Annotated in this window: 4 protein-coding genes; 3 read left to right on the top strand and 1 reads right to left on the bottom strand. The window is 65.5% G+C overall.

The genetic code is table 11. The features are described from left to right. The first annotated feature begins 19 nt into the window (after positions 1-19). Complete coding sequence (locus V5B60_RS19805) at positions 20-1,222, top strand: amino acid aminotransferase (RefSeq protein ID WP_332349499.1); 1,203 nt, start codon at positions 20-22, stop codon at positions 1,220-1,222. A gap of 54 nt (positions 1,223-1,276) precedes the next feature. On the opposite strand, the gene V5B60_RS19800 is transcribed toward V5B60_RS19805, so the two are convergent. Next, positions 1,277-3,190 carry an AsmA-like C-terminal region-containing protein gene (locus tag V5B60_RS19800; RefSeq protein WP_332349497.1) on the bottom strand — a complete coding sequence of 638 codons (1,914 nt, stop codon included), beginning with the start codon at positions 3,188-3,190 and terminating at the stop codon, positions 1,277-1,279. Positions 3,191-3,433: 243 nt separating this feature from the next. Here V5B60_RS19800 and V5B60_RS19795 point away from each other — a divergent pair, with 243 nt between their 5' ends. Then, positions 3,434-5,782 carry a fatty acid cis/trans isomerase gene (locus tag V5B60_RS19795; RefSeq protein WP_332349495.1) on the top strand — a complete coding sequence of 783 codons (2,349 nt, stop codon included), beginning with the start codon at positions 3,434-3,436 and terminating at the stop codon, positions 5,780-5,782. Between the two features lie 236 nt (positions 5,783-6,018). After that, positions 6,019-11,616, top strand: coding sequence for a PAS domain S-box protein (locus V5B60_RS19790; RefSeq protein WP_332349493.1), 5,598 nt, complete (start codon positions 6,019-6,021; stop codon positions 11,614-11,616). Positions 11,617-11,679: the final 63 nt, after the last annotated feature.

Genomic DNA, 11,679 nt, shown 5'->3' with positions numbered 1-11,679 from the left:
ACTACGGGAAGAACAGACCATGACCGCTTCGATCTTTGCTGCCGTGGAGATGGCTCCACGTGACCCGATCCTCGGCCTGACCGAGGCCTTCAATGCCGACAGTCGCTCGAGCAAGGTCAATCTGGGCGTCGGCGTGTATCTCGACGACAGCGGCAAGGTGCCGCTGCTGGCGGCGGTGAAACTCGCCGAGAAGGTGCGCCTGGAGGCGCTGCCGCCACGCGGCTACCAGCCGATCGATGGTCTGCCCGCCTACAACCAGGCGGTGCAGAAACTGCTCTTCGGCGAGCAGTCGGCGCTGCTCGGCGAAGGCCGTGTCCTGACCATCGAGGCGCTGGGTGGCACTGGTGGCCTCAAGGTGGGTGCCGACTACCTGCGCCGCCTGCTGCCAGGGGCGACGGTCTACATCAGCGATCCGAGCTGGGAAAACCATCGCGCACTGTTCGAGTTTGCCGGTTTCCGCGTCGACTCGTACCCCTACTATGACGCGACGACACGTGGCGTCGACTTCGCCGCGATGAAGGCGGGGTTGAGCACGCTGCCGGCAGGATCGATCGTCGTCCTGCACGCCTGTTGCCACAACCCGACGGGCGCCGACCTCGATGCCGCACAGTGGCGCGAAGTCATCGACATCGTCGCGGCACGCGGTCTGGTCCCGTTCATCGACATCGCCTATCAGGGCTTCGCCGACGGCATCCGTGAGGACGCCGTTGCCCTCGACCTGTTCGCCGCCTCGGGTCTGCAGTTCCTGATCGCCAGCTCGTTCTCGAAGTCGTTCTCGCTCTATGGCGAGCGGGTCGGTGCGCTCTCGGTGGTCACCGCCAGTCGCGACGAGACGGCACGCGTGCTCTCGCAGATCAAGCGCCTGGTGCGCACCAACTATTCGAATCCGCCGACGCACGGTGGCGCCATCGTGGCGGCGGTTCTTGCCAGCGCCGAACTGCGCGGGTTGTGGGCGGACGAACTGGCGCAGATGCGCCAGCGCATTCTCGACATGCGACGCAGCCTCGTCGAGCATCTGCAGGGTGGCGGTGCCGGTGCCGACTTCTCGTTCATCAACCGGCAGCGCGGGATGTTTTCCTATACCGGCCTGAACCCGGCGCAGGTCGACCGCCTGCGCGATGAATTCGGCATCTACGCTGTCAGCACCGGCCGCATCTGTCTGGCGGCGCTGAACACGCGCAACGTCGGCTACGTTGCCGAGGCCATCGCGACGGTGCTCTGACTCGCCCACAAGCGGCCGCCAGCCTCACCCCACCAGTCTGTCGGCCGCGGGTCGTCAGCGCGCCGTCTGGGTCAGCGGTGACTCCAGGGCCCCGCTGATCAGCACCGGCATGGCCGTATGATCGGCGCGTCGGCGCGCCATCATGACATCCATCCGCCCCCGCAGTTGCAGGTCGCGGCCGATCTCGATCTGACCGTTCGCCTGCATCAGCCCGGCAGTCAGGCTGAGACGCGACAGACGCAGCGCGTTCGGGGTCAGCGTGAGGATGCCAGACAACTCCTCGAAGCGGGTTGCTCCGCCAAGGGTCAGCGGTACCACCGAAAAACGGCGCACCGCCTCGGCCAGATCAAGGCCGCCCAGGTGTCCGCGGTGGATGGTGAAGTTGCCGCTGGCCTGCAGCCGGGCGACGGCGTTCGGCAGACTGTCGGCGCTGGTCGAGAAACTCAACCTGCCCCTGGCTTCGCCGCCGATGCGCCCGTTGAAGCCGAGGGCTGCCGCCAGCGCGCCGGTATTGATCCGTTCGAAAGAAAGGTCGCCGGTCACAGCGGCCTTGCTGCCGCTGCGCAGGGCGCTGTTGCCGCGCAGCACGCCGTCGAAGATGCGTGCCTCGACGCGGTCGATCAGGAATTCGGGCCCGGAGATCCGTCCCTGCAGGTCGAGCGAATCGAACAGATAGGGAGATTTCGGCTCCGGTCGCCAGGCGGTTCCTTCGAGCTTGACGTTCATCCCTCCACCGGTCGCCGGTTGCAGCTCGACCAGCAGGTTCTTGCTGGGCGACTGCAGCAAGGCTGACTGCAGCCGATGATCGGCGGACAGCTGCAACCGACCGGCAAGGCCGGTGAAGACGAGGTCGCCGAACGCGATCCCGGCTTCGCTGAGCGAAACCTGGACGACGCGGGCCCGTGCCGGCGCGTTGGCCGACGCATCGAGCGCCTGCGCCAAGGTGTCCAGGGCTGCGGCCGACAGCGTGATGCCGATCAGCTCTGCCTCGCCAAAGACGATCTGTGGCGAGAGCAAGCTGCGCAGCTCCGGCCGCAGGCGCAGCGAAGCCATGCTGACCTGGTCGGTGGCGCCATCCTCACCCAGCCGCACCTGCTCGAGCAGCAATCCCGGTCGGGGATAGACGGTAACGCGCATGGCAGCGATTCGCGCCGGCCGAGCGCTGCTCTGGGCGAGGGCCGCTTCGACCTCGGGCAGATAGATGCCATAGGGGAAGAGCAGAACGCCGAGGGACAGGGCGGCTGCGAGAAGCGCCAGTCCGATCAGGGTGGCCAGGGGCCAGGTCAGCGTTCGGCGCTGTCGGCTCCTGCGGACTGGCCTGAGCCCGGTGCTTGAATCCCTCGGGCCCGGTGCCAGGCGTGCCCGCAGGCGCGCGAGGAGCGATGGCCGGTCGTCGCTCGCAGTTCCTGGCGACGCCAGCGATTCCGCTGCCAGATCGTCCGCTGCGAGGGAGGAACTGGCTGCGCCCGTCGTCGGCGTGGGAGGGCCGAGCGTGCTCGGCGTCAGGGTGCTTGGCGTCAGGGTGCTCGGCGCCGACGTATCCGGCAGCGGTGTCGTCCTGCCCGGCCGCACATTCGGGAAAGGAATGATCTGCGTTTCCGGTGTGCCCGAAAGGGGCGAACTCGCCGGTGTCGACAGACCGCTCGACCCGAAGGTCGAGAAGTCGGAGTGCGGCCGCGGCTGCGTCGTTTGCTTGCGGCTGGCCGCATTGCCGGTCAGTCGCCAGACCGACCGCGTCTCGGCGCGGCGTTCGATGAAGCCATCGGATTCCAGCTCGACCAGCGCATTTTCGGTGAGCTGGACGTTGCCCGTCTTCTCGCACAGGTCGGCAACCGTCGCATTGCCGTCGACGAGGATGAGCACCATGCGGACGTTGCGCTGGACGACCCGCGTCCGCTGCGCCATGGCTTCCTCGCCGGCAGCGGTCCTGGCAAAGACCAGGGTGGGGTCGAGCTGTTCAGAGGCCATTCTGTCAGCCGGACCGTCAGGGCAGTTGCCGGGCTCGTTCGGAATCCCGCATGTTCGCTTTCCTCCTGTCGCTATTATCGTGGAAACTGCATGCGGGCGTGCGGTAAACAGGCGCTTTTGCTCGTTCCGCCTGCGGATCACCGTCCCTCGGGCTGGCGGAGTGGCGACTGCATTCGCTATCCTTCGTTCCTTGCCAGAAGTCGCCCGTTCGCGGGCGCGGCCTGTTGTCCGGGAAATGTCGCCATGACCCTCGTCAGGAGCCTCCTGCCACTGCTGCTCGCCTTGCTCAGTGGTTGTACCGTCATCAGCCGGCACACGCTCGACCAGCGGTACGGTCCCGCCGAGCCGCAGCGCTTCGATGTCCCGCGGGCGCCGAGCGGCGGCCTTTCCTATCATGCCGACGTGCAGCCGATTATCGAGCGTCGTTGTGTCGTCTGTCACGCCTGCTACGACGCACCTTGCCAGCTGAAGCTCGGCGCCTGGGAGGGAATCGCCCGCGGCGCCAGCGACGAGTTGGTATACGACGGTGGGCGTCTGAGCGAGGCGGCACCTTCGCGACTGTTCGTCGACGCCGGCAAGGCATCGGAGTGGCGGCAGCGGGGTTTCTACCCGGTACTCAATGAGCGCGGGGAGACGCCGGCGGCGAATCTGGCAGCGAGCGTCATCTACCGCGCGCTGCAGCTCAAGCACAGCCACCCATTGCCGGAAATGGCGGTGCTCCCGGCGACCTTCGACTTCTCGCTCGACCGCGCGCAGCAGTGCCCGCGGATCGAGGAATATGACGCCTTCGCCGCCGCCAACCCGCTGTGGGGGATGCCCTTCGGTCTGCCGGGGCTGAGCGACGCCGAATTAGCGACGCTGCGCAACTGGTTGCAGCAGGGGGGGCCGTTCGAAGGGCTGCCGCCATTGCCGGCTGCCGTCGAGCGGCAGGTCGCCGAATGGGAACGCTTTTTCAATGGTGGTTCGCGCAAGGAGCGCCTGGTCAGCCGCTACATCTACGAGCACCTCTTCCTCGCCCACCTGTACTTCGACGGCGACCCGCAGCACCACTTCTTTCGGCTCGTGCGGTCGCGCACGCCACCGGGGCAGCCGATCGAGCCGATCGCCAGCCGGCGACCGTACGACGACCCCGGCGGCGAGGATTTCCACTATCGCCTGGAGCGCGAGAGGGAAACCATCGTCGACAAGACGCACATGCCCTACGCCCTCGGCGAGAAGCGCATGGCGCGCTGGCGGGAGCTGTTCCTGCAGCCTGATTACCCTGTCGACGAACTGCCTCCATACTCACTCGCTGCCGGTGCCAATCCCTTCGTCACCTTCCGTGACCTGCCGGTGCGTGCGCGCTACCAGTTCATGCTCGACGAAGCCGAGTTCACGATCATGGGCTTCATCAAGGGGCCGGTGTGCCGCGGTCAGGTGGCATTGAACGTCATCCAGGATCGCTTCTGGGTCTTTTTCCTTGCCAACGATGGCTCCGGTCAGGCGGCCGACGAGTTCCTCGAGCGCGAGTCGAGGGTCCTCGAATTGCCAACGGCGAAGGGTAGCGACGCCGGGATCATCGGCCCGTGGCGTGAGTACGCGAAGAAGGAAGAAAAATACCTGCAGGACAAGTCGGCCTACCTCGCGAGCCGCTCCAGCCAGCGCGGCCGGCCGGACCTGAACTGGATCTGGAACGGCGACGGCAGCAACCCGAACGCGGCGCTGACCGTTTTCCGCCACTTCGACAGTGCCACGGTGGTCAAGGGGCTGGTTGGCGAGGTGCCGAAGACCGGCTGGGTGATCGGCTACCCCCTGCTGGAACGGATCCATTACCTGCTGGTCGCCGGCTTCGACGTCTACGGCAACGTCGGTCACCAACTGCTGTCACGCCTGTACATGGATTTCCTGCGCATGGAGGGCGAGTTCAACTTCCTCTCCTTCCTGCCGCCGGACCAGCGTCTGGCCGTACGCGACTACTGGTATCGCGGTGCCAGCGACGAGGTCAGGGAGCATGTCTATGGCAGCCTGGCACGCTTCGATGTCGAGAGCGGCATTCCTTTCCGCAGCGGCGATGCGCGGCGCGAGTTCTTCGGCCTCCTGCAGCAGCGTCTGGCGCCGGTAGCCGACCGTCGCCACGAACTCGGCGGAGTCGGCGATGCCGCCGTGCAGGCCGATCTCGCACTTCTTGCCGCTGTCCGCGGGCCGGCGCTGTCCTGGCTGCCGGAACTGGTGATCCTGCGCATCGAAGACGGAGCGCGCGCAGCACGTTACGTGACCCTGCTGCGCAACACCGGCCACAGCAACGTCTCGAGCCTGCTGCGGGAGGGTCGCGAGCTGTTGCCCGAGGAGAACACGCTGAGCGTCGCCCGCGGCTTCGTCGGCGCCTATCCGAACGCCATCTACCGTGTGCAGCGCCCGCAGATCGGCGAGCTGGCGCGCACCATCGGGCAACTCGGCAGCGAGGAAGACTACCGCGTGCTCGCCGACCGCTTCGCCGTTCGCCGCAGCGATCCGGCCTTCTGGAAATACAGCGACGAACTGCAGGCGACGCACCTGAAGCTGGCGCCGCTGACTGCCGGGCTGCTGGACTACAATCGGCTGGAGAACCGCTGACGCTGCGGATTACTGCGTGGCGGTCGGGCGAAGGCGCCGGGGCATATCGATTGCGCGAACGATGATCCATCGGTCTGTTCACCATAGGGCCAACGACTTGCCGGGATCATCGCCCCGAGTGGGCAATTTGCATGTAGAATCCAATACATGAGCTGTTGTAGGGGCTTTGCGGGACATCAGGACGTGGGCCGCCTGCATGTGCCGAACAGAAGAAGCGTTGGGTCATGCCGAGGTAGATGAGCACACCGAAACCCGATTCGCCCTTCGTCATCGACTACCGGGCGATCTTCGACGCCGCGAGTAGCGGGATGGTGCTCACCGGCGCCGCAACGGGTCGGATCGTCGACGTCAACGATGCCTGGACGCGCACCACCGGTATCGGTCGTGAAGACGCCATTGGCAGGGCTTTGATGGAACTGGGCGTCTGGGCGCGCAGCGACGAGCGCGACGGCTGCTTCGCCGAGCTCGATCGCCGTGGGCGGGTGAGCGAGGTCGAAGCGCATTTGTTGACCCCGCGCGGCAATGTTCCGCACCTGATTTCCGGCAGTTTCCTCGAAAGCGGCGGCGGGTCCCTGGTGTTGTGGGAGTTCCGCGATGTGGCCGTCGACAAGGAGGCTGGCAATGCCCTTCGCCGCGCGGCGGACTGGTACCACGCGCTGCTGCAGAACACGGTTGACGGCATCTGCGTCTGCGACGACACCCACACCGTGCTGGAAGCCAACGAAGCTTTTGCATCGATGCTGGGTTACGAGGCGTCCGAGCTGCCGGGCAAGCACCCATGGGACTGGGATGTCAACCTGTCCGAAGCCGATCCTGGCGTCCGCTGTGTGCCGTCGCCGGCGACCGTCTGCACGGCCGAAACCCGTTATATTCGCAAGGACGGTTCAGTCTACGACGCTGAAGTGACGATCCGGCATGGCCGGATAGGCGGCCGCAACGTCGCGGTCACCATTGCTCGCGACATCAGCGGTCGCAAGCTCGCCGAAAGCCGGCTGCGGAGCAGCGAGGAGAAGTATCGCGGCATTTTCGACGAGGCGGTGACGGCGATCTACGTTTTCGACAACGCCAAGCGCTTCCGCGACAGCAACCAGGCCGGCCTCGAACTTCTGGGTTACAGTCGGGATGAGTTGCTGTCCCTCAGCATCCCGGACGTGGACGCTGACCCGGCCTCGGTCCTGCCGGCGCACGAGCAGTTGCTCGGTGGAGGTCGCCTGGTCAACTGCGAGCACAAGTTGCGACGCAAGGACGGCGCCATCATCACCGTTCTCAACAATTCGTGCCCACTGACTGACTCCACCGGTAGCGTGGTCGGCATACAGAGCACGCTCATCGACATCAGTGACCACAAGCGGCTTGCCGGACGCCTCCAGGACGCCCTGGATGGCCTGGAAAGTGAACGCGGCTTCCTGAAAGCCCTGGTCCGGACGATCCCGAACCTGGTGTGGCTGAAGGATCCGGACGGCGTATACCTCGCATGCAATGCCGAGTTCGAGCGCTTCTTCGGGCACCCTGAAGCGGCAATCGTCGGCAGGTCCGATCACGATTTCATGGACCGGGAGCTTGCCGAGTTTTTTCGTGGCCATGACCGTGCCGCGATGCAGGCCGGCAAGCCGACGGTCAATGAAGAGTGGATCACTTATGCCAGCGACGGGCACCAAGCCTTGCTGATGACTACCAAGACGCCGATGTGCCGGACCGACGGAAGCGTCATCGGCGTGCTGGGCATTGCCCAGGACATCAGCGAGTTACGCCGCCAGCAGGATGAACTGCGGGAGAGCAGAGAAACGCTGCAGCGTGCCCAGGCCGTCGCTCGTGTCGGCAGCTGGGTGTTGGACATCGACGTCGACCGGCTCGAATGGTCGGAAGAGGCCTGTCGCATCTTCGGCATCGCCTCCGGTGCTCCGCTGACCCTCGATCGCTTCCTCGCCAGCGTCCATCCGGATGACCTGGAGCGCGTGCGTGCGGCATGGAGTGCCGCACTCGCCGGCGCACCGTACGACATCGAGCACCGCATCGTGGTCGGCCACGAAGTGCGCTGGGTGCGCGAACGGGCCGTCATCGAGCAGGATGCTGCCGGCAGAGTGTTGCGCGGGCTCGGTACCGTGCAGGACATCACGCTGCAACAGCGTGCGGCACAGGATCTCGCCACAGCGCAGACCCTTCTCCGCTCCGTCCTCGACTCGGCTCCCGTCCGCATCTTCTGGAAGGACAGGAATTCGCGCTACCTCGGCTGCAATCCCTTGTTTGCCTCTGACGCCGGCAAGGTCACCCCCGACGAGGTGGTCGGCCGGCTGGATTCCGACATGGGATGGGCCGATCAGGCTGAGCGATATCGTGCCGACGACCGCCAGATCATGGCGTCCGGCGTCTCCAGGCTGAATTTCGAGGAACCGCAAACGACGCCGGACGGCCAGACGATCATTCTCAGGACGTCTAAGGTACCACTGCGGGACGAACGGGGTGCCGTGGTCGGCGTACTTGGAGTCTATGACGACATCACGCTGGGCAAGAAGGCCGAGACCGCATTGCAGGAAGAACGGCGAATCCGCGACACCTTTCTGGAATCCATACCTGGCATTTCGTATGCCATCGGTGCCAGTGGCGATTTCCACTTCTGGACTCGCAGTTTCGAGGATGTGACCGGTCGCAGCGCTGATGAACTGGCGCAAATCAACGCCCTGGACCTGTTTGAAGGTGAGGGCCGAAGCCATGTTGCGGAGCGCATCCGGCGGGCGCTCGCCGAGGGCGAAAGTACTGCCGAGGCCGAACTGGTGACCAAGGACGGTCGTCGCATCCCGTACTACTTCACTGGTCGGCGGATCGAGATGGGCGGCCAGCCCATGTTGGTCGGGGCCGGGATCGACATTTCCGAGCGCAAGCTGGCTGAAGCGCGGCTGCAGGAAAGCGAAGCCCGTTTTCGCCACCTGTTCGAGTCTTCGCCCGATGCAGCCTGGATCCTGGAAGGGCATCGGTTCATCCAAGCCAACGCTGCCGCGATCCGTCTCTTCGGGAAAACCCAGGAAGCCGATTTTTTCGACATTCATCCGGGGGAACTGTCACCGGAATATCAACCCGATGGCGAATCCTCCCGCCTCAAGGCCGAGCGCCTGATGGAACAGGCCGATCGCACGGGCGTCCATCGTTTCGAGTGGGTCCACAAACGATCTGACGGCATGGATTTCGATGCGGAAGTGACCCTTTCGGCGATGGAATTTTCCGGCAGACGTGCCCTCCATGCCGTGATCAGGGATGTCACTGAGCGCAAGGCAGCCGAGAAGGCACTGCATCGGCTCAACGAAGAGCTTGGAAGCCGGGTCCGGCAGAACACCGCTGACCTGGAGGCCAGCTACGCCAAGCTGCGCGATACCGAGTTTGCCATGGACAAGGTCGGCATCGGCATCCACTGGGTCGACTACGTCACCGGACGGTTCATCCATGTCAATCAATTCGCTGCCGAGGTGCTCGGCTACACGCGGGAAGAGTTGTTGCAGCGCACGGTGTCCGAAATCGATCGCAACTTTCCCGAACCGGCCTTCAGGGAAATCAACGAGCGCATCCGCCAGCAGGGGTTCCTGAAGTTCGAGACCGAACAGACCCGGAAGGATGGCAGTCGCGTGCCCGTCGAGATGACGGTGTACTATCACCCGGAGGCGGGCGACGCGCCGAGCCGCATGATCTCCTTCATGCTCGACATCACCGAACGCAAGCAGGCCGAGCGGGACTTGCGCGCGGCAAAGGTGGCGGCCGAGGAGGCCAGCACGGCGAAGAGCGCATTTCTCGCCAACATGTCACACGAAATCCGCACCCCGCTCAACGCCATCCTCGGCCTCAACCACCTGATGCAGGCCGACACCATGACGCCGGAACAGGTCGAGCGGCTGAAGAAAATGGAGGTCGCCAGTCGCCACCTGCTGTCGATCATCAACGACATCCTCGATCTCTCCAAGATCGAAGCCGGGCGGCTGGAAATCGAAGCCGACAATTTTCACCTTTCCGCCGTGATCGACAACGTCGCCTCGATCATCCGCGAGTCCGTACGCGGCAAGGGCCTCGACCTCGAAGTCGATCCTGACGGCGTGCCGCTCTGGCTGCGCGGCGACGTGACCCGCCTGCGACAGTCACTCCTCAACCTTGCCAGCAACGCGGTCAAGTTTACCGATCGGGGCAGCATCGTCATCCGCGCCGTGCTGCTGGAATCGCGGGGCGAGGCCCTGCAGGTGCGCTTCGAGGTGGCGGATAGCGGCATTGGCCTGACGCAGGAGCAGCATGCGCTCCTGTTCGAGAGCTTCAGGCAGGCGGACAGTTCCACCGCCCGCAAGTACGGCGGCACCGGACTCGGCCTCGCCCTGACCAAGCGACTGGTCGAGATGATGGGCGGCGAGGTCGGCGTTGACAGCACGGTGGGGCACGGGAGCACCTTCTGGTTCAGCGTCACGCTGCAGCGCGGACATGGCCCGATGCCCATGACCGACAAGGCCGACACGATGCAGGCCGCCGAACTGCGGCTGCGCAAGGGCCACCGCGGTGCTCGCCTGCTGCTCGCCGAGGACAACCCGATCAATGCCGAGGTCGTCACCCAGATCATCCACGCCGCCGGCTTGGACGTTGCCGTCGCCGAGAACGGTCGCGTCGCGCTGGAGATGGTCGGCGAGCAGCGCTTCGACCTGATCCTGATGGACATGCAGATGCCGGAGATGGACGGGCTCGCGGCGACAAGAGCGATACGCTGCATCTCCACCTACGCAACGACGCCGATTCTGGCCCTGACGGCGAACGCTTTTGCCGAGGACCGCCGCGCCTGTCTCGAATCCGGCATGAGCGATGTGCTGACCAAGCCGGTCGATCCGGCGCTGCTCTACGACGCGCTGCTGCGCTGGCTGCCGGGCGCCGTTCGTCACCCCGAGGACACGGCGGCACTACAGGGGACGACAGCCACGACGCCCCTGGCGGCAGATCTGGACGTACTCCGGAGCCTTCCGGGCATCGATGTCGAACGTGGCCTGCTCTTCCTGAACGGACGGGCTGATTCCTATTGGCGGCTGCTCGGACAGTTCGTCCGAGTGCACGAACCGGATCTGGTCGCTCTCGACGCACGACTGGCGGCCGGTGAGCGTGCGGCTGCCGGTCGCATCGCCCATTCGCTGAAAGGGGCCGCGGCCACGCTCGGCCTGCTCGCCATCGCCGACCTCGCCACGCGGCTCGATGCGTGCCTGAAGGAGGATCAGATCCTCGAACGCGACGGCGAGCTGGTCCGCAGGCTGTCTGCCGAACTTGCCGCTGCGTGGCACCAACTGCTGGTTGCAGTGCCGATGCCAACCGATGCAGCGGTGAAGGCGTCTGACGATCGGGCCCGTCCGGAGCAGCCGGGTCAGGCGCTTCGACCGACACTTGGTGCCCGCGACAGTGGGCCGCCGGCGGGACGGGAAACCAAGCTGTCGCCCCCGTCCGCCGATTCCGCCCGGACGGATGACCGCAAGATCATCCTGCTGGTCGACGACACCGCGGAGAGCCTCCGTGCCATCGGTTCGCTGTTGCAACCGCACTATCGGGTTCGCGTCGCCAATGGTGGCGCTGCCGCTCTCGGCGCGGTGCGCCGGCCGCCCTATCCCGACCTGGTCCTGCTCGACGTCATGATGCCGGAGATCGATGGCTACGAGGTCCTGCGTCGGCTGAAAGCGGCGCCCGAAACCGCCGGCGTCCCGGTCATCCTGCTCACCGTGACGGATCCCCAAGGCGATGAGGCGTACCCCTGCGACTTGGGAGCGGTCGGTTACATCACCAAGCCGGTGGTTCCGGCGCTGCTGTTGGCCAGTGTCCGTACCCAACTGGCCTGAAGTGCGCCTGCGACGGGCTGCGGGATGGCCAGGGCGATGCTGACCGCAGAGCCGCCTCGCCAA

This window comes from Accumulibacter sp. (genome assembly GCF_036625195.1).
Taxonomy (GTDB): Bacteria; Pseudomonadota; Gammaproteobacteria; order Burkholderiales; family Rhodocyclaceae; genus Accumulibacter.
The sequence above is the reverse complement of the archived record's forward strand: the minus strand, read 5'-3'. Positions and strand labels throughout refer to the sequence as shown.

Coding starts and splice junctions, on each gene's coding strand:
- V5B60_RS19800 (WP_332349497.1), bottom strand. CDS start 3,190: ATGGCCTCTGAACAGCTCGACCCCACCCTGGTCTTTGCCAGGACCGCT.
- V5B60_RS19805 (WP_332349499.1), top strand. CDS start 20: ATGACCGCTTCGATCTTTGCTGCCGTGGAGATGGCTCCACGTGACCCG.
- V5B60_RS19795 (WP_332349495.1), top strand. CDS start 3,434: ATGACCCTCGTCAGGAGCCTCCTGCCACTGCTGCTCGCCTTGCTCAGT.
- V5B60_RS19790 (WP_332349493.1), top strand. CDS start 6,019: ATGAGCACACCGAAACCCGATTCGCCCTTCGTCATCGACTACCGGGCG.